This is a genomic window from Clostridioides sp. LIBA-6622, assembly GCF_056716095.1.
The window spans coordinates 3,181,288-3,202,027 of record NZ_CP196998.1 but is presented as its reverse complement, the minus strand read 5'-3'; the positions used below and the strand labels follow the sequence as shown (position 1 = coordinate 3,202,027).

General features: G+C 28.8%; 17 protein-coding genes. All 17 read left to right on the top strand.

All coding sequences use genetic code 11. From position 1 onward, the window contains the following. Positions 1–24 precede the first annotated feature (24 nt). The 17 genes from ACTG47_RS15110 (at position 25) to ACTG47_RS15030 (ending at position 20,564) form a co-directional block, all read left to right on the top strand. Positions 25–711 (top strand): sugar transferase, encoded by a 687-nt coding sequence (locus tag ACTG47_RS15110; RefSeq protein ID WP_021385677.1) that lies wholly within the window; start codon positions 25–27, stop codon positions 709–711. Between the two features lie 96 nt (positions 712–807). Continuing rightward, entirely contained in the window at positions 808–1,863 is a 1,056-nt protein-coding gene (locus tag ACTG47_RS15105; protein WP_169464954.1) for a cell wall-binding repeat-containing protein, read from the top strand. A 113-nt stretch (positions 1,864–1,976) separates the two neighbouring features. Further along, positions 1,977–3,533, top strand: coding sequence for a murein biosynthesis integral membrane protein MurJ (gene murJ, locus ACTG47_RS15100; protein ID WP_479925157.1), 1,557 nt, complete (start codon positions 1,977–1,979; stop codon positions 3,531–3,533). Between the two features lie 45 nt (positions 3,534–3,578). Then, entirely contained in the window at positions 3,579–5,285 is a 1,707-nt protein-coding gene (locus ACTG47_RS15095; protein ID WP_479925156.1) for a phospho-sugar mutase, read from the top strand. 21 nt (positions 5,286–5,306) lie between these two features. Beyond that, positions 5,307–6,380: a mannose-1-phosphate guanylyltransferase gene (locus tag ACTG47_RS15090; protein ID WP_479925155.1), complete on the top strand. Its 1,074-nt coding sequence runs from the start codon at positions 5,307–5,309 to the stop codon at positions 6,378–6,380. A gap of 11 nt (positions 6,381–6,391) precedes the next feature. Then, positions 6,392–7,114: a glycosyltransferase gene (locus ACTG47_RS15085; protein WP_054271355.1), complete on the top strand. Its 723-nt coding sequence runs from the start codon at positions 6,392–6,394 to the stop codon at positions 7,112–7,114. Positions 7,115–7,129: 15 nt separating this feature from the next. Continuing rightward, positions 7,130–8,287, top strand: coding sequence for a polysaccharide polymerase (locus tag ACTG47_RS15080; protein ID WP_479925154.1), 1,158 nt, complete (start codon positions 7,130–7,132; stop codon positions 8,285–8,287). Between the two features lie 2 nt (positions 8,288–8,289). Then, positions 8,290–9,129, top strand: a complete 840-nt coding sequence (locus tag ACTG47_RS15075) for a glycosyltransferase family 2 protein (RefSeq protein ID WP_479925153.1) — start codon at positions 8,290–8,292, stop codon at positions 9,127–9,129. Between the two features lie 14 nt (positions 9,130–9,143). Next, positions 9,144–10,319: a CDP-glycerol glycerophosphotransferase family protein gene (locus tag ACTG47_RS15070; protein WP_479925152.1), complete on the top strand. Its 1,176-nt coding sequence runs from the start codon at positions 9,144–9,146 to the stop codon at positions 10,317–10,319. Between the two features lie 28 nt (positions 10,320–10,347). Continuing rightward, a complete protein-coding gene (locus tag ACTG47_RS15065; RefSeq protein WP_054271351.1) occupies positions 10,348–11,097 on the top strand; it encodes a glycosyltransferase family 2 protein in 750 nt (249 codons plus the stop codon). Between the two features lie 21 nt (positions 11,098–11,118). After that, complete coding sequence (locus ACTG47_RS15060) at positions 11,119–12,027, top strand: glycosyltransferase family A protein (protein ID WP_479925151.1); 909 nt, start codon at positions 11,119–11,121, stop codon at positions 12,025–12,027. A 47-nt stretch (positions 12,028–12,074) separates the two neighbouring features. After that, positions 12,075–12,827, top strand: a complete 753-nt coding sequence (locus tag ACTG47_RS15055; RefSeq protein ID WP_054271349.1) for a glycosyltransferase family 2 protein — start codon at positions 12,075–12,077, stop codon at positions 12,825–12,827. Positions 12,828–12,853: 26 nt separating this feature from the next. Continuing rightward, positions 12,854–14,149, top strand: a complete 1,296-nt coding sequence (locus tag ACTG47_RS15050) for a UDP-glucose dehydrogenase family protein (protein WP_479925150.1) — start codon at positions 12,854–12,856, stop codon at positions 14,147–14,149. A gap of 5 nt (positions 14,150–14,154) precedes the next feature. Next, positions 14,155–15,246, top strand: a complete 1,092-nt coding sequence (locus ACTG47_RS15045) for a glycosyltransferase (RefSeq protein WP_479925149.1) — start codon at positions 14,155–14,157, stop codon at positions 15,244–15,246. An 83-nt stretch (positions 15,247–15,329) separates the two neighbouring features. Next, complete coding sequence (locus ACTG47_RS15040; protein ID WP_479925148.1) at positions 15,330–17,243, top strand: polysaccharide biosynthesis protein; 1,914 nt, start codon at positions 15,330–15,332, stop codon at positions 17,241–17,243. A 198-nt stretch (positions 17,244–17,441) separates the two neighbouring features. After that, positions 17,442–18,149, top strand: coding sequence for a C40 family peptidase (locus ACTG47_RS15035; RefSeq protein ID WP_479925147.1), 708 nt, complete (start codon positions 17,442–17,444; stop codon positions 18,147–18,149). A 300-nt stretch (positions 18,150–18,449) separates the two neighbouring features. Then, positions 18,450–20,564: a cell wall-binding glycosyl-hydrolase Cwp19 gene (locus ACTG47_RS15030; RefSeq protein ID WP_479925146.1), complete on the top strand. Its 2,115-nt coding sequence runs from the start codon at positions 18,450–18,452 to the stop codon at positions 20,562–20,564. Positions 20,565–20,740 lie beyond the last annotated feature (176 nt).

The window sequence follows — 20,740 nt, the reverse complement described above, 5'->3', positions numbered from 1 at the left end:
TTTTATTCCAATATGGAGGTAACTATGTCTGGATATACTAATGATGAATGTGAAATACCTAAAGTTAAAAGCTATCCAGGGGCAGATAAAGAAATTGCAAGCGAGATTGACTATAGCATAGTAAAAGGAACAGTTTTATTTGACTTGTACCAAAGAATTATGGACTTAGTTTTATCTATAATAGGACTTGTGATAGGTTTACCTTTAATAGCAATATTTGGAATTCTTATTAAAATAGAGGACAAAGGACCAATAACTTATAAGCAAGAAAGACTAGGAAAATGCGGGAGAAGATTCTATATATATAAATTAAGATCTATGAGAACAGACGCAGAAAAATTTGGCGCACAATGGGCTGAAAAAGATGATCCTAGAATAACTAAGGTTGGAAAGTTTATTAGGAAAACTAGAATTGATGAGATTCCACAGCTGTTTAATATATTAAAGGGGGACATGGGCTTAATAGGCCCTAGACCAGAGAGACCAAACTTTACTGTTCAATTTAATGAGGAAATACCTGGATTTATCAACAGGCTTGCTATAAAACCTGGACTTACGGGTTGGGCACAAGTAAATGGTGGATACGAAATCACTCCTGAAGAAAAACTTAAAGAAGATATTTACTATATAAAAAATAGGAGTATATTACTTGACTTTAAGATACTCTTTAAAACTGTTAAAGTAGTATTGACAGGAGATGGAGCTAGATAATTTTAAAATATTAGATTACTAATCAATGAAAAAGCTCTTTAAAAAAGGGCTTTTTTATTGTCAAAAAATACAAAAAAAGAAAAGGAATGAGAACTTATGATTAAAAAAATTTCTACTATATTATCGTTAGTTTTATTAATCTCTATTTCTAGTACGATAGGAGTATTTGCAGATGCAAATCCTAAGGAAGAGTTAATAGAAGGAAGTATACCAGAGATTTCTACAGAGTTAAATAAAAGAGTATTTAAGAGTTCTAAGGAAGTAATTCTTGTAAATGAAGATTCAATTGTAGATAGTATAAGTGCAACACCTTTAGCCTATGTAAAAAATGCCCCAATAGTTGTAACTAAGAGTAAAAATCTTGGAAGAGTAACAAGAAATTATCTAAAAGAACTAGGTACAGAGAAAGTTACAATAATAGGTGGTTTGAAGGCAGTATCTAAAGACGCCGAGCGTACTATAGAAAGAATGGGAATGAAAGTTGAAAGAATAAGGGGAAAAGACAGATATGATACATCCTTAAAGATAGCTAGAGAAATGTATAGAACTGTAGGATTTGATAAAGCATTTTTACTTAGCTCAACTGTAGGATTAGAGAATGCCATATCTGTATATTCTTATGCCGCTAAAAATGGAATGCCAATAATATGGGCTAAAGATGAAGGTTTTGAAGAACAAATTGATTTCCTAAAAGGTAAAGACCTTGAAACAATATATGCACTAGGTGATTCAAAAGAGTTTATTGCAGAAGTTGATTCTAGCTTAAAGAATATAGAAGGTATAAAGCAAATAAATAAGTCAAGTACGAATATAGATTTAATAAAGAAGTTTTATAATGAAAAAGATATAAAGAAAATATATACTGCTAGTTTGGACTTTGGTAGTAGGTCTGATGTAAATGAATATATTTCTTTGGGAGTAGTATCAGCTAAAGAAAATATGCCAATACTGATTTGTAGTGATAACTTAAGTAGTACACAAGATAAATTCTTGAAAAGTAATAATATAAATGAGGTAGTTGAAGTTGGATATGCAGTAGGGGATTATAGTCTATTAAAGAGTATATTTAATCTAACATCCTTATCTTGTATAATATTAATACTATTATTGTTATTGATTACATTTAGGGCACTTAGATATGATTCAATATAGTCTTTAATTTATAAGGAAGCTTTTGATAGGTTAGATTTATTTAATCAGTATAATGTTTATAAGCAGTTTTAAAAGTTCTACTTTTAGAGTTTAAATAGATAAGGAGAAAGAAAATGTCAAAAACAGCTAAAGCAGCATTGTGGATTATGGCAGCCACTATGTTTTCAAAAGTATTAGGTTTCCTTAGAGAACTTGTACTTGCAAATTACTATGGAACAGGTATGTATGCAGACGTATTTGTATTAACATTAAATATACCTGGTTTAATCATAGCAGTCATAGGTTCTGCAATTGCTACAACTTATATACCTATGTACTTTGAGACAAAGAAAAGACTTGGAGATGAAGGTGCTTTAAAATTTACTAATAATGTTTTAAATATATGCTATATAATGGCTATAATAATAGCTATTCTTGGGCTTTTATTTACAGAGGAATTTGTTACTGTATTTGCAGCTGGGTTTAGAAATGATCCTGCTAAGTTCCAAGCAGCAATACTATTTACTAAAATAATGATTTCAGGCGTTTTGTTCCTGAGTGGAAGTAAAATATTTAGTTCATTTTTACAGGTAAATGACAGTTTTGTAATTCCTGGTCTTATAGGAATTCCATATAACATTATAATAATAGCAGCAATAGCACTAAGTGCAGGTAAAAATATATGGATACTACCAGCAGGAGCACTGTTTGCTATGGCGAGTCAACTATTATTTCAGTTGCCCTTTGCATTTAAGAAGTCCTATAAGTATAAGCCGTATATAAATTTAAAAGATGAGTCTATAAAAGAATTAGTTAGTCTGGTATTACCTATGTTAATAGGAGTAGCTGTTGGACAGTTAAATATATTTGTTGACAGGTTATTGGCAACGACTTTAGGAGATGGGAAGTTGTCAGCTCTTAACTATGCAAATAGACTAAATGAGTTTGTTATGGCATTATTTGTTACATCTATAATAACAGTTATATATCCTAAGCTAGCAAAAATGTCAGGCAAAGATAATAAAGAAGGATTTATAAGTACTATTGTAAAATCATCAAACTGTATCATATTGGTGGTGCTTCCTATATCTATTGGAGCTATTATATTAGCAGAACCTTTAGTTAGAATCTTATTCCAAAGGGGTAAATTCGACGCATTATCAACAGACCTTACATCTATAGCACTTAGATTGTATTCACTAGGGCTATTAGCCTGTGGAGTAAGAGATGTTTTATATAGGGCATTTTACTCTCTTGCAGATACAAAGACGCCAATGATAAATGGAAGTATAGCTTTAATAATAAATATAGTTCTTAACTTAATATTGATAAGACCACTGGGTCATGCAGGTATTGCTATATCAACTAGTACTTCAAATATAATTACAGTTATATTATTGTTTATATCTCTTAAAAAGAAGAATGGATATTTTGGAGGAGATAAAATTATAAAGACTGGTCTAAAAAGTTTGGTAGCATCAGGTGTAATGGCAGTAGTAACTTTATTGATATATAATAATCTATATGCATTTATAGGTGCAGGGACAATTAAAGAAATTATATCAGTTGGAGTAGGGGTATTAGGTGGAGCTTCTGTATATACGATATTGATAGTTTTATTTAAAGTAGAAGAGATGGATTTAGCTTTTGAATTTTTAAGAAAAGGAAAACAAAAACTACTTAAAAGATAGACACTTATATTAGAAAATTAAAATAAAGTCAGAAAGGATGAAAATATGGATTATAAGAATAATTATGAAATGTGGTTGAATTCTCCTTATTTTGATGAACAAACGAAAAATGAGCTATTAAGCATAAAAGATGATGAAAAAGAAATACAAGATAGATTCTACAAAAATTTAGAGTTTGGAACAGGTGGTTTAAGAGGTATAATAGGAGCGGGAACTAATAGAATCAATATTTATACTGTTAGACGAGCTACACTTGGAGTTTTAAATTATATCATAAAGACTCAAGGAGAAGAAGGAAAACAAAAGGGAGTAGTTATAGCACATGATAGTAGATATATGTCGAGGGAGTTTTGTATAGAAGTAGCAAAGACTCTAAGTGCTTATGGTGTAAAGGCTTATATTTTTGAAGAATTAAAGCCTACACCACAACTTTCTTTTGCTGTTAGATACTTAAAGTGTGCTATGGGAGTAGTAATAACAGCAAGTCACAATCCTAAAGAGTACAATGGATATAAGGTATATGACTCAGATGGGGGTCAAATCTGTATAGATATGGCAAATGATATAATAACAGAAGTTAATAAGATTGATGATTACAGTATTATTAAAAGTCTAGATTTTGAAGAAGCTTTATCTAAAAATTTAATAACTATATTAGATAATGAAGTAGATGATGAGTTTATAAAGGCTGTTAGGAAACAAGTGCTAAGACAAAATATAATAAATGAATATGGTAAAAAATTAAAAATAATATATACACCTATTCACGGGACTGGTAATAAGCCAGTAAGAAGAGTCTTAAATGAATGTGGATTTGAAAATGTGATGGTGGTTAAAGAACAAGAATTGCCAGATTCTAATTTTTCAACAGTTAAGTATCCTAATCCTGAGGAAAAGTCAGTATTTAATATAGCTATTGAAATGGCAAAGAGTAATGCTACTGATTTGATAATAGGAACAGACCCCGATTGTGATAGAGTAGGGGTTGTTGTAAAAGATTCAAGTGGTGAATATATAGTCCTAAATGGAAACCAAGTTGGCTCACTTTTAGTTAGGTATATAATAGAGAGTTTAGTTGAAGAAAATAAACTTCCTAAAAACAATCCTACAATAATAAAAACTATAGTTACATCAGAATTAGGTGCAAAAATAGCGAGAGATTATAATGTAGATTGTTTAAATACTTTAACAGGATTCAAATTTATAGGAGAAAAAATAAAAGAATTTGAAGAAAGTAATAATAGAAGTTTTATAATGGGATATGAGGAAAGCTATGGTTACCTAATTGGAACTCATGCTAGAGATAAAGATGGTGTTGTATCTTCACTTATGATATGTGAAATGGCAGCATATTATTCTTCAAAAGGTATGAACTTGTATGAAGCTTTGATAGATACATATAATAAATTTGGATATTATAAGGAAGAATTAAAGTCAGTGACTTTAAAAGGTATAGATGGAATAAAAAAAATAAAAGAGATGATGCTTTACTTTAGAAGTGTTAAAATAGATAATGTGGCTGATGTAAAAGTAGATAAGATTTTGGATTATAAAGATGGAGTTGATGATTTACCTAAATCAGATGTACTTAAATTTTTACTTGAAGATGGTTCTTGGATAGCTATAAGACCTTCAGGTACAGAACCTAAAATTAAATTTTACTTTGGAGCAAACTCAGACAACCAAGAAGATGTAGAATTAAAATTGAAAAATTTAATATCTTATATATTAAATGTAGTGGATTCTATATAAAAAGCTAAGGGGAGATAAACAATGAAAGTATACAATGTCATAATGGCTGGAGGAGGCGGAACTCGTTTCTGGCCACTTAGTAGACAAGAAGTACCTAAACAGCTTATAAATTTAAGTGGAGAAGATGCTTTAATAAATGAAACTATAAACAGAATAGATTCTCTAGCAAAAAAAGACGATTTATTTATAGTAACTAATGAGAAGCAATTAGAAGCTCTAAAGGATACAGTAAAAGATAAATGTTTAGATAGTAATATATTGCCAGAACCATGTGCTAGAAATACAGCGGCAGCTATAGGCTTTGCAGCTTTTAACATAATGAAAAAATATGGTGATGGTGTTATGTGTGTATATCCAGCTGACCATTATATAAAAGATGAAAAAGAATTTAAATCTATATTAGAAAAGGCTATCTATATAGCAGAAAATAATGATAAACTAGTAACTATTGGGATAACTCCTACATTCCCATCAACAGGATATGGATACATAAATTTTAATAGAGAAAACACAATAGAAAATGTTGCATATGAAGTAGTGGAGTTTGTAGAAAAGCCAAACTATGAAAATGCTAAAGGATATGTAAACTCTAAAAAATATGTATGGAATAGTGGAATGTTCGTATGGAAGGTATCTAAAATATTAGAAGATTTTAAGAGATACTTACCTAAAGTATATGAGAAATTAGAGGAAATCAGTAATTACTTAGGTACAGAAGAAGAAATAGAAAAAATAAAAGAAATATATCCAACAATACAATCAATTTCCATAGATTATGGTATTATGGAAAGAAGTAATGATGTTATAGTAGTTCCTGGTGATTTTGGATGGAATGATGTTGGTTCTTGGGATTCTCTAGGTGCAATATATCCAACTGATGATGAAGGTAACATCAAAAGAGGTGAAAATATTACTATAGACACTAAAAACTCAATTATATATTCAGATGACAAATTAATATCAACAATAGGTATTAGTGATTTGATAGTAGTATCTACGAATGATGCAGTTATGGTTTGCAGAAAAGATAAAGCTCAAGATGTCAAAAAGATAGTAGAGCAATTAAAAGAAGAAGATAGACAAGAATATATGTAGGAGGTGTTCATTTGATTCCTAAAAAAATACATTATGTATGGTTTGGTGGTCCAAAAGGAAATATAGAAAATATATGTATAAATTCTTGGAAAGAAAAACTTCCAGAATATGAGATAGTAGAGTGGAATGAAAAAAACTTTGATATAGAGAAGGAAATAAAAGGAAATAAGTTTTTGGAAGAATGTTATAAAAGAAAGCTTTGGGCATTTATATCTGATTATACAAGAATAAAAGTACTCTATGAACAAGGTGGAGTTTATATGGATACAGATATGCAAATCTTAAAGGATATAACTCCTCTTTTAGAAAATAATAGGTTGATATGTGGATATGAAGATGATAGAGAATATATAAATGGTGCTATAATAGGTGTAGAAAAAGGACATCCTTTTTTAAAAGACTTATTGGAGTATTATGAAAAAGAAGTACTTACTTCTTCATTGTTTACAATACCAAAGATAATGACTCATCTTATGGAAAAAAATTATAAGAAGATTGACCCAAATAATTATGAAGAAGGCATTCGTGTCTATGATAAAGAATATTTTTATCCTTTTGGATTTAAAGAAGACTTTACACCAGAATGTATAACAGAAAACACTTTTGGTATACATTGGTGGGGAAAAAGTTGGGCTAAAAAGAGAAATTATTTCTTAGAAAGCAAACACTTAACAGGTGCAAATAAGATATGGAAGTGTTGTAAAATATTTGCAAGTAATACTTTACGAAACTAAAAGGGAGAAAGTAAAATGAAGACTTTAAACGATGATAGAAATATTATGATGAAAAAATATCTTTATATATTTGTTTTGTTTATCATAGTACTTAGAAAGTATATGATATCATTTATTGACCCAAATATAAATCTAGGGATGATTAAATCAGCGTTATTTTATTCTTCAATAGGAATACTAATGCTACTTTTTTTATTTGATAAGAGAAAAAGTATAACAGAAATGTTTCTAGTTGGAGCTTGTGTCTTACTTTATGTATTAAATAGAGAAGGAGCTATACTATTGATTGTCTTACTAGCTGTATCAGCTAAAAAAATAGATGATAAATATATAGTTAAAAGTTACTTAATAATATCTGCATGTTTTTTAATAGCAGCTATATTATTATTTAATTTATTTCCTTCATTAGTATTTAATCAAGAAGTCCACTATAGATATATAGAAAATATAGATATGCTTGTTACAAGAATGGATTTTGGGCTTGGTAATCCAAATAGTGTATTTTATCATATGGTTACTATATATGCAGCATATATATTCTTAAGATATAAAAACTATAATAAATGGGATAGAATAATTTTATTTGGTTCTGCATTTTTTGTTTATCAAACGACATATAGTAGAACTGGATTTTTTACTATATTAGCAGGATTAATATTTGTAGAAATAATAAGATTGATAAACATAAAAAAAATAAAAGGTCTACCAACACTTGTAAAGATATTGCCAATAATACTTACTTTATCCAGTGTAGCTATTGGTATGATGTTTTCTAAGAGCAGTATATTAAATAGATTATTAGCAAGTAGACCTAAGTATTGGCATGTATACTTAGCTGAAGCAGGAAATTTTATGAAACCTTTTGGAAATTCATATAGCGCAGCTATAAAAGCAACTAATCCATTAGACAGTTCTTATATATATATAATTAGTGTGTTAGGAGTAATTGCTTGTATATTATTTATGTATTTGATGTATAAAGGTATAGGAAGTTTTATAGAAAAAGATAAGAAAGAGTATTTAGTAGCTTTATTTATATTTTTACTATACTCTTTTGCAGAAAACTTACTATTAGAGGCTTCATTTAGTTTTGCAATAGTATTACTAATAAAAGAAGTAATATTAAATGATAAAAGAAATGTAGAACTGTGGAAAATGAAAAGTAGGAGGTAGTAATGTTAATATCATTAATAATGCCAACATTAAATAGATATGATGATATATACTTACTTATGGACAGCTTAGAAAGGCAAACTTACAAAAACTTTGAACTTATAGTAGTAGATCAAAATGATAATAACAAAGTTAAGGAAATAGTTGACAAATACATTGATAAGTTAGATATAAAGTATATAAAAAGCGATAAGCTGGGGTTAAGTTATAACAGAAATGTAGGAATAAATAACGCTAAAGGTCAAATTATAGGTTTCCCTGATGATGACTGTGTTTACGAAAATGATACGTTAGAAAAAGTTATAAATTTCTTTAATCAAAATAAAGGATATAAAATATACAGTTGCAAGACTATGGATGCAAATAAAGTTGATGCATTTAAAAAAATGGCGGACGGAACTTGTGATATTACAAGTTCCAACGTTTTAAATACTATAACATCTATAACTTTTTTTATTGATTTTGAAGATAAAGAATATACAAGATTTGATGAAAAATTAGGTGTTGGTGGAGAATTTGGTGCTGGTGAAGAGATAGATTATGTTTTAAATTTATTGAGTTTAGGCTTTAAAGGAAAATACTTTGGAGATGATATAATTTACCATCCTGCCAAAAAACATTCTAAATCTAAAGAAAAGTATCAAAAAGATTATAACTATGGAAGAGGTTTTGGAGCACTTTGTAAAAAAGAAATAGTCTATAGAAAGAATTATAAGTTTGTAAAGGTTATGGCATCAAAACTTGTAAGAAATATAGGTGGTCTTATATTGAGTTCCAACAGAGATTATCATAGTGCCACTATAAAAGGAAGAATTAATGGATTTAGACAGTATAAGTTATAATGAGGATGGTGTTTATGGACAAGGTTAAATTTTTAATAAATATGCTTTTGGCTTTTTTTATGTATCCATTTAGTAAGCATAAGTTTAATGGTAGAAATATCTGGCTTATAGGTGGACATTCAGGAGATATATACAATGATAATGCAAAGTTTTTTTATGAGTATATGTTGAAAGAACACAATGATGTAGAAACTTATTGGGTAGTAAATAAAGACAGTAAAGTATTTGATAAAATTCCAGGCAAAAAATTAATAAGAGGAAGTGTAGAAAACTATCTATATTATTACAATTCAAAAGCTATAGTATTTTCACATGCGCCATCAGCAGATATAGCACCATATAATTTTGCTGTACCTGTTCTTAATTATTTTCATAAAAAGACGGTAAAAGTGTTCTTAAATCATGGGACTATAAGTTTCAAAAAGAGAAAACCAATGAATAAAAAATTTAAAAATATTATAGATAACCTATATAAAAGCTATAATATAGTTACAGCAAGTTCTGAGTTTGAAAGAAATGTTATGGTAAATGATTGGGGAATGTTAGATGACTCAGTTTATATAATTGGAAATGCAAGATATGACAATTTACCAACAAATGAAGTTGCACAAACACGAGATATATTATATACTCCTACATGGAGAGATTGGATAAAATTTAGTTCAGGAAAATTTACAGACACAGATTATTTTAAAAATATAATGAATTTCTTGAATGATGGTAAGTTAAATAAAATACTAGATGAGAAAGATATAAATGTAAAAATTTATATGCATCATCTTATGCATGAGTTTATAGATGACATAAAAGAAAATATAACGGGAAAACGAATTGTGTTTTTAGACAAAGGAGTAACTCTAGCAAATGAAATTAGAAAATCAGCTGCAAATATAACTGATTATTCAAGTGTAGCTATAGACTTTTTATATATGAATAGACCTATATTGTTTTACCAATTTGATTTGGAGGAATATATGGAAAAAGTTGATTCATATATAGATTTGAAAGGCGAAATGTTTGGGTCTTTAGCTTATAATAATGATGAAGCTGTGAATAAACTTATTGATATTATTGAAAATAATTTTGAGGTTATGGATAACCAAAAAAATGAGAGAAATAAGTTTTTCAGATATAATGACAATAAGAACTGCAAGAGGATATATGATTGTGTAATAAGTAAAATTAAATAAATATTTTATAAATGATGAGGAAGGTAATATGAAGAAGAATTTAGTATCTATAATTACTCCCATGTATAATTCTGAAAAATTTATTGAAGCAACCATAAAATCAGTATTAAACCAAACTTATCAAGAATGGGAAATGTTAATTATTGATGATTGCTCAACAGATAATAGTCCTAATATAGTCAAATCTTATATGCAACAGGATAGCAGAATAAAATGTATAAAGACTGAGACTAATAAGGGTGTCTCTAATGCTAGAAATTTAGCACTAAGCAAGGCAACAGGACAATTTATAGCTTTTTTAGATAGTGATGACCAGTGGAATAGTAGTAAATTAGAAAAACAAGTAAACTTTATGTTAGAAAATGATTATGTAATATCATTTACTTCATATGAACTGATGGATGAAAATGACAAAAAATTAAACAAGGTAATAAAAGTACCACCTAATGTAGATTATAGAAGATTATTAAAAGGAAATATCTTAGGATGTCTTACTGTTGTAATAGATAAGTCTAAGCTAGATTTTGAAATAAAAATGAGTGGTGTAAGACATGAAGATTATGTTTTATGGTTATCTATATTGAAAAGAGGGCATATTGCCCACGGAATAAACGAAGTTTTAGCATTATATAGAAAGTCTAGTAATTCACTAAGTGGTAATAAAATAAAAGCTGCCATGTGGACTTGGAATATATATAGAAATATAGAAAAAATACCTCTATACAAAGCTGTATACTACTTTATTAATTATGGAATAAATGGAATCAAAAAAAGTTAGATAGAGAGGAAGATTTAATTAATGTATAAATATAAATTTACTGTATTTACTCCAACATATAATAGAGCTCATTTACTTGAAAATTTGTACAATGATTTAAAAGCTCAAACTTATGACTTCAATGATTTTGAATGGCTGATTGTTGATGATGGAAGTGAAGATGGTACTAAAGAATTAGTTGAAAAATTTATATCAGAAAATAAATTAAATATAAGATATATATACAAAGAAAATGGAGGAAAACATACTGCAATAAATCTAGGTGTAAAAAATGCAGATGGAGAGCTATTTTTCATTGTAGATAGTGATGATGGTTTAATTAAAGATTCTCTTGAAATTGCTAATAATGAATGGAATTCTGTAGAGAATAAAGAAGGATTTAGTGGAGTTGTTGGACTTTGTGTATACCCAAGTGGAGATTTAATAGGGACAGAAATGCCTGAAGATAAGAAAATATGTCACTTTGCAGACCTATATTTTAAGTACGGTGTTAAGGGAGATAAAAGTATAGTATTTGTAACTGATGAACTTATAAAATTTCCTTTTCCAGAAAGAAAAGAAGTGAGGTTTTTACCAGAAAGTGTAGTATGGAATGAAATGTCTAAATACTATAAAGTTAAATGTGTAAACAAGCCTATGATAATAAGAGATTATTTGGATGATGGTTTAACAAAAAATATCTTAAGTAAAAATTCGTTAAGAGGTAGAGCGTTAGAATTTTTATATTTGATAAATCAAAATACATATCCTTTAGGTAGATATCCATATATGTGGATAAAAAATTACATAAATTTAGCTAGATATTCATTGTTGTCCGATAGCCATTATTTTGGAGAAATCAATAAAATATCTGATAAATTGTTGTATTTAGTATTATTCCCATTAGGATATTACAAATATATTGGACAAAGAAAATTAGTATCTAAGTAAACTTGTTGGTATAGTACTGCTAGTTGCTATATAAGGAGAGTAAAAATATGAATGAGCCTTTAGTATCGATAATTACTCCTGTATATAATTCAGAAGAGTTTTTATCAGAGACAATAAAGTCAATCCAAAATCAAACTTATAAAAATTGGCAGCTTTTATTAGTGGATGATTGTTCTAAGGACAATTCAAGTGAAATTATAAAAAGTTTTCAAAAAGAAGATGCTAGAATAAAATATATAAAGCTTGAAAAAAATTCTGGAGCTGCAGTATCTAGGAATGTAGGAATTAAAAATGCGGAAGGTCGATTTATTGCATTTATAGATAGTGATGATTTATGGGATAGTAAAAAGTTAGAAATTCAGATAGGATATATGTTAAAAGAAAATATCGGATTTTCTTTTACATCTTATAGATATATGAGAGAAGATGGAACGAAAACGAGTAAAGTTGCAAGAGCTCCTAAAAAGATTGATTATGAAGGGTTACTTAGAAATACTATAATAGGGTGCTCTACTGTAGTCATTGATAAGAATATCGTAGGCGAATTTAATATGCCTTTGGTAAGAAGAGGACAAGATACTGCAACTTGGTTACAATTACTTAAAAAAGAAGAGTATGCGTATGGTATTTATGAAGATTTAGTAAATTACAGATTAGTTGGAAATTCTATATCTAGTAATAAAATAAAAGCATTAAAAAGAACTTGGAATACTTATAGAAATGTTGAAAATTTAAGTTTGCCAAAAAGTCTATATGTATTTTGTTTTTATGTTTTTAATGCTATCAAGAAGAGAGTATAAGTTTTATATACTTGGAGGTAAAAATAATGAAAATAGCTATAGCTGGGACTGGATATGTAGGATTGGTTACAGGCGTTTGTCTAGCAGAAGTAGGTAATGAGAATATAATTTGTGTTGATGTAGACGAACAAAAGGTTAAATCAATGAAGCTAGGAATAGCTCCTATATATGAAGAAGGCCTAGAAGAACTTATGGTTAAAAATTACAATAGAGGAAGAATAGATTACACTACTGACTATAAAAAAGCTTATGAAGATGTAGATGTAATATTAATAGCTGTAGGCACGCCAGAAAGAAGTGATGGTTCAGCTAATTTAGATTATATAAAGGCAGTTGCAAAGCAAATAGCTGAAACTGTAACAAAGGATACTCTAGTAGTAATCAAATCTACAGTACCAATTGGTACAAATGAAGAAATAGAAGATTATATAAGTAGAAATTTAAAAAATGATGTGAAAATAGAATTGGCATCTAATCCAGAGTTTTTGTCACAAGGGACAGCAGTAAGAGATACTTTACATGCTTCAAGAATTGTTATAGGTGTAGAAAGTGAATGGGCTAGAGACATATTACAGAAAATTTATGAGCCTTTTAATCAACCTATAATAGTTACAAATAGAAATAGTGCTGAAATGATAAAGTACGCATCAAATAATTTCTTGGCACTTAAAATATCATTTATGAATGATATTGCAAATCTTTGTGAAATAGCTGGAGCTAATGTAGAAGATGTGGCTTTAGGAATGAGTTATGATGATAGAATTGGAAGTAAGTTTTTAAAGGCAGGTATAGGGTATGGAGGTTCTTGTTTCCCAAAAGATACAAAAGCACTTCATTGGTTATCTGAACATAATGGCTATGAACTAAAAACAGTAAAGGCTGCAATCGAAGTTAATGAAAGTCAAAAGCTTAAATTAGTTAGAAAAGCATCAAAATTAGTTGAGAGTTTTCAAGATATGAAGGTTGCTGTATTAGGTCTGACTTTTAAACCAGATACTGATGATATAAGGGAAGCACCATCTATACCGAATATAAAATACTTGCTTGAAAGAGGAGCAAGAGTAACAGTATATGACCCAATTGGTGTCAACAATACTAAGAAAATATTTGGCGATTCTATACTTTATGCCAATTCTATAGATGATACAATAGAAGATGCAGAGATATGTTTTATAATGACAGAATGGAAAGATGTCCTAAATTATGATATACATAAGTATAAGGAAAAGATGAAAAATCCTCTAGTTCTTGACGGAAGAAACTGTTACAAGATTAAAGATATGGAAGAACTTGGGATTGAGTATTATTCGATAGGAAGGTAAATATTATGAAGACTGTTTGTTATTTAGCTGATGGGTCAAATCCTCATACTTTAAAATGGTGTAGTTTTTTTAAGAATAAAGGATATGACATTCATGTAATCTCTCTAAATGGAGGTCACATGGAAGGTATACAAATTTATGACTTTGGTTCTAATGTAGAAGAGCTAAAAAATGAAAATATTTCTAAAAAAACAGGATACCTAGGCTCAATAAAAAAAATAAAGAAGCTAGTGAATGAAATAAAGCCAGATATATTACATGCACAGTATGCAAGTAGTTATGGATTTATAGGAAGTTTACTTGGGTATCATCCATATATTATTTCTGTTTGGGGCACTGATATTTATGATTTCCCCAACAATGGTTTTATACAAAAACAAATTATAAAGCATAACTTTAGAAAAGCAGACTATATTTTTTCAAATAGTAGAGATATGGCTAAAGAGGCTAATAAATATACAGCAAAACATGTAGATGTAACCTTTTTCGGAGTAGATATGGATAGATTTAAACCTATGGAAGTAGAAAAAGAAGATGCTTTTGTAATAGGAATTATAAAGAGCTTAGAAAAAAAATACGGAATAGAATATTTAATACAGGCATTTAAGATGTTGAAAGATGAATATAAAGAGAAGAAAATAATTCTTAAAATAGGTGGTTCTGGTAGCCAAATGGACAACCTAATGAATTTAACTAAGGAATTAGGTATAGAAGAAGATGTTCAGTTTTTAGGAAGAATATCTCCTGAGAATGTCAGCAAGACATTTAATTCCTTTGATGTAACTGTATTTCCTTCTTTAAGAGAGGGATTTGGTGTGGCAGCTATAGAATCAGAAGCCTGTCAAGTACCTGTCATAGTTACAAATGTAGGTGGACATCCAGAGTCTGTATGGGAAAATGAAACTGGCTTAATTGTAGAACCAAAACAACCAGAAGAAATAAAAAATGCGATAGTAAAATTAATGGAAGATGATGAACTTAGACTTAGTATGGGTACAAAAGGACGTCAGTTTGTTAAAGAAAATTATGAAGTTAATCTAAACTTTAATGATATAGAAAAAATTTATGATTCTATATTGGATAAACATAAAAAATAAAATTAAAAAATACAGCAAAAGATAGATGTTGTTGGCTATGCTTAGGTGCGTAGCTTTTGCTGTTTAATGGAGGGCTTCTAGTTATGCGAGAAGGTATAGATTTAGAGAAAGAAAGCTTTTTTGATAAGCTTTTTAAGAAATATAAATTTAGACAATTAACATTATTAATTCTAGATATTTGTAGCGTGCTAGTAGCATTTCGAATGTCTTTGAGTTTGACAGGCAATTTAGATGTATTTACTATTAATGATGTAATAATTTCAGTTTGTATATATATTGTACTTCATATAGTATCATTTAGATTATTTAAGTGTTACAACACATTATGGAGATATGCAGGAGAAGAAGAAATTATCTCTATTTTTATTGCAACTTTAGCTTATTTAATACCAGCTTATATAATCAATAAATTATTAGGCTTTGATTATCCCATAATGTTTTATGTATTAAATACAATATTTATTATAATGTTTACAAGTGGTGCGAGAATAGCATACAGAGCTATAAGAATAGTCTTGAATAAGACATATTCCAGAGGAAAGGTTTCAAATATCCTTATAATTGGAGCAGGAGATGCTGGCGAAATGGTTATACAGGAGTTAAAAAGGAATTCAGAACTTAAAAAGGTAGCAGTGGCTATAATTGATGATGACGAAAATAAAGTTGGAAGAATAATTCATAATGTCAAGATTGTAGGGACAATTTCAAATGTAAAAGATGTAGTTGAAAAATACAATATAGATGAAATAATCTTTTCAATTGCAAATATAGAAAAACATAGAAAAAAAGAAATTATTGATATGTGTAAAAATACTAACTGTAAAATAAAGACAATACCAGGAATTTACGAAATTATAGATGGAAAAGTCGATATAAAACAGATTAGAGAAGTAGATATAGAAGATTTATTGGGGAGAGAGCCAATAAAAACAAATTTAAGAGAGATAAGTAATTATATTGAAGGAAAAGTAATTCTAATAACTGGAGGCGGAGGCTCAATTGGTTCAGAGCTTTGCAGACAGATTGCAGGATTTAATCCTAAAGAACTTATTATAGTTGATAATTATGAAAATAATGCTTATGCAATACAACAAGAATTGGTTAGAAAATATAGAAATAAATTAGATTTAAAGACTATAATAGCATCAATAAGAGAAGAAAAAAGAATGGATGAGATATTTAATAAATATAAACCGGAAGTAGTATTTCATGCAGCAGCACATAAACATGTTCCTCTTATGGAATCAAGTCCTGGTGAAGCTATAAAAAATAACATATTTGGGACTTTAAACATAGCTGGCTTGTCTTCAAAATATAGAGCTAAGAAATTTGTCCTTATATCTACAGATAAGGCTGTAAATCCTACTAATATAATGGGAGCTACTAAAAGAGCAGCTGAAATGATTATACAGACTATTAATGCTGAAAGTGAGACTGAATTTGTTGCTGTTAGATTTGGAAATGTACTTGGCAGTAATGGAAGTGTAATTCCACTTTTTAAAAAGCAAATAGAAGATGGTGGACCAGTTACAGTTACACATCCAGATATCATTAGATATTTTATGACAATACCAGAAGCAGTAGGATTGGTTATACAAGCTGGAGCTATGGCTAAAGGTGGAGAAATATTTGTGCTTGATATGGGAGAGCCTGTAAAAATCTTAGATTTAGCAAAAAATTTGATTAAATTCAGTGGATTTGAACCAGATGTTGATATAAAAATTGAATTTTCTGGTCTTAGACCAGGAGAAAAATTATATGAAGAACTACTTATGTCAGAAGAAGGTCTATTGGATACAGAGCATAAAAAGATTTTTATTGGTAGACCAATAGATGTTGATAGAGAAAAAATAACAAAATACTTAAAACTTTTAAGAGAAATTACTAACAATGAAGAGATTGAAAAAATAGATAGTGTTATGAGAAAATTAGTGCCAACTTACATTAAACCAGAAGATGCTAATATCAAGGAAATTGCAACAACTCGTGAGAAGTAGAATATATTTCTAATTTGTAACCAGAGGGAGCAAAAAGAAACAAATATATGTGAAAAAGAAACAAAAGATTACAAAAAGATTACAAAAAGATTACAAAAAAGGTTGCAATTTATTTTGATGTAAGTTAGAATGTTAATTAGGAATTGGAAACAAATGAAAAAAATGTTAAATTTTCGAAAGGATTAGGTATTTAAGATTATGATGAATATTAAAAATAAAAAACATATATTAAAAAAATTTATAGCTATGGTGTTAATAGCAGGAGTTGTCACAGTAGAAGCAGGAGCAATAACAGCTAGTGCAGCAGAGCTAACTAATTCACCTATGAGTGCAACAGTAGACCAATGTGATTTCTTAAACATGAGAAGTGGAGCTAGTGCAAATGACTCAGTAGTAGGAAAGATAAACACAGGAGACAAAGTTGAAGTTTTAGAATTACATTCAAATGGATGGATTAAAATAAAATCAGTTGACAATGTTACAGGATGGGTAAATGGAGACTATTTAACTATTGAAGGTGGAAATGTAGACGCAAAGGTACAAAATGTTTTAAACTTAGCATTTAAGCAACAAGGTAAACCATATAGATGGGGAGCAACTGGACCAAACTCTTTTGATTGTTCTGGGTTCACTTCTTATGTCTATAAAAATGGAGCAGGAGTTAATTTACCAAGAGTATCAAGATCACAAGCAACAGTAGGAAAGAAAGTATCAAGAGCAGAATTAAAACCAGGAGATTTAGTTTTCTTTGGTTCAGGTGGTTCAATTAATCATGTTGGATTGTATGTAGGAGATTCTAAATTCATACATTCACCACAAACAGGAGATGTAGTAAAAGTTACTAGCATGGCTCCAGGAACTAATTATGCAAAAAGACTTATAACTGCTACACGTGTTTTACAATAATAAGATAGATTTACATAGGATTGAATATTAACATTAAGTATGTAGAGTTACATTTAATGTTTTACATAAATATTGAAATGATTAGTAATATTAAAATAGTAATGAACGTTATAAAAACAGCAAAGAAGATAAATTTCTTTGCTGTTTTTTTTATAATAAATTATTTCATATTATAATCAAATATCAAATATAAATTTTAACTATATTATTCAATATTTGACAGATAATATGAATTTTAGATATACTTAGTAAGGAGTATATTGTAAAAAAAAATAAATTTTAGAAATTAAGGGGGATGAAATGAAAAAAATAAGTATATTAGTATTATCACTTATAATGACACTTACAATGTGCAGCGTAAGTTCATTTGCTGATTCATCAAATGATAAGGAAATGAGAGCTGCTTGGATATCTACAGTTTATAATTTAGACTGGCCTAAGACTAAAAATAATGAAGCCAAGCAAAAAAAGGAATACACAGATTTATTAGACAAATTAAAAAGTGCAGGTATAAATACGGCAGTGGTTCAAGTAAGACCAAAATCAGATGCTTTATATAAATCAAATATAAATCCATGGTCTGAATATCTTACAGGGACACAAGGTAAAGACCCTGGATATGACCCATTACCATTTTTAATAGAAGAAGCACATAAAAGAGGTATGGAATTCCATGCATGGTTTAACCCATATAGAATAACTATGGCAGATGAGAGTATTGATAAATTACCAGCTAACCATCCAGCAAAGAAAAATCCAAGTTGGGTAATTAAACATGGAAATAAGTATTACTATGACCCAGGTCTACCAGAAGTTAGAAAGTACATAGTTGATAGTATAGCAGAAGTTGTTCAAAATTATGACATAGATGGTGTTCATTTTGATGATTACTTCTATCCAGGAGTAAGTTTCAATGATAATTCGACATATCAAAAATATGGAAATGGACAGAATAAAGACAATTGGAGAAGAGAAAATGTAAATACTCTACTTAGAGATGTAAAAGCATCTATAAAGAGTATAAAGTCTAATGTTGTATTTGGTGTAAGCCCAGCTGGAATATGGAGAAATAAGAGTAGTGACCCAACAGGCTCAGATACATCAGGTAATGAAAGTTATGTAGGTACATATGCAGATACAAGAGCATGGATAAAACAAGGATTAGTTGATTATGTAGTTCCACAACTTTATTGGCCAATTGGTCTTAAAGCTGCAGATTACTCTAAATTAGTAGCATGGTGGGCTAATGAAGTAAAAGGAACAAATGTAGACTTATACATAGGACAAGGTATATATAAGCAAGGTCAATCAAGTTATAATGGACAAAATATAGCAAAAGAAATAGTACAACAAGTAACATTAAATAGAAAATATAGTGAAATAAAAGGTAGTATGTATTTTTCAGCTAAAGATATAGCAAATAGTACTTCTATACAAAATGATTTAAAGAGTCTATATTCTAGTAGTAATGAAGAGCCAGTTACTCCACCATCAAATGTTAAAGTGGAAAAATTAAGAGGTAATGAAAGATATGATACAGCAGTAGAAATAAGTAAAAAAGGTTGGGCTACAAACTCAGATACAGTAGTGTTAGTAAATGGATATTCTATAGTTGATGGTATAACATCAACACCACTTGCTACAGCAAATGATGCTCCTATATTATTGGTAAATAAGGATAATATACCAACATCTACTAAAAATGAGATAAAAAGACTTAATCCAAGTAAAGTTGTTCTAATAGGAGGAAATAACTCTATTGGAGATAAAGTTGAGAATGAGATAAAAGATACACTATCAAATGTATCAATAAATAGAGTTGGCGGTTCAGATAGATATAGTACATCTTTATTAATAGCAAAGGAATTAGTAAAAACTAATCCAGTAGAAAAACTATATATAACAAGTGGTACAGGTGAAGCAGATTCTCTTTCTATAGCTTCAAAAGCAGGAGAGGAAAAGCAACCAATAGTATTAGTATCAAAAGACAATGTAAGTGATGATGTTTACAACTGGATATCAGATTTAAAAATAAAGGATGCCTATTTTATAGGTGGTAATCTAAGTATATCTGATTCAGTAATAAACAAATTAGATAAGGTTATTACAAATGATGTATCTAAAAATAGAATAGCTGGAGAAAATAGAGAAGAAACGAATGGAAAAGTAATACAAAAATTCTATCCAAATGCTGAATATCCATCAATGTTTGTAAGTAAAAGTAATCAGTTAGTAGATGCATTAACATCAGGTCCTTTAGCAGCTAAATTAAAATCACCAGTAGTTATGCTTGGAAATAGTGTTACATCTGCTCAGAAAACTGCCTTAGAGCCTAAGAAAACGACTCTAGTATATGAAGCTGGTGATGGCATAAATCAAACTTCATTAAATACTTTCTTAAACTTAGTTAAGTAATAGAAAAATTCGTTTGATATACAGTTTGTTTTATAAGAATAAAATGAAAATTATAAATATAAATTAGAAAATAAAAAAGAACTATATGCATTTTATAATCAAGTATAATAATAACTTGAAGATAATTATGCAATATAGTTCTTTTTTAATGTTTAATCTTATATTTACAATAAACT